Source organism: Legionella stuttgartensis, from assembly GCF_977063405.2.
In genome coordinates, this window is the sequence record NZ_CDRUHA020000105.1 from 1 (window position 1) to 255 (window position 255).

Consider the following 255-nt stretch of genomic DNA (forward strand, 5'->3'; position numbering starts at 1 on the left):
ACTATGCGCACGTAGATTGCCCAGGACATGCTGACTATGTTAAGAACATGATTACTGGAGCGGCGCAAATGGACGGAGCGATACTTGTAGTATCAGCAGCTGATGGTCCTATGCCACAAACTAGAGAGCACATATTGTTATCACGCCAAGTAGGTGTACCCTACATTGTTGTGTTCATGAACAAAGCAGACATGGTTGATGACCCTGAGTTGTTAGAATTAGTTGAAATGGAAGTGCGTGACTTATTAAGCAGTT

1 protein-coding gene is annotated in these 255 nt (G+C 43.9%); it reads left to right on the plus strand.

Features of this window, described 5'->3' with window-relative positions; genetic code table 11:
- The coding region (locus tag ACWTEW_RS33610) for a GTP-binding protein (protein WP_454783635.1) at positions 1 to 255 on the plus strand (255 nt) is incomplete at both ends.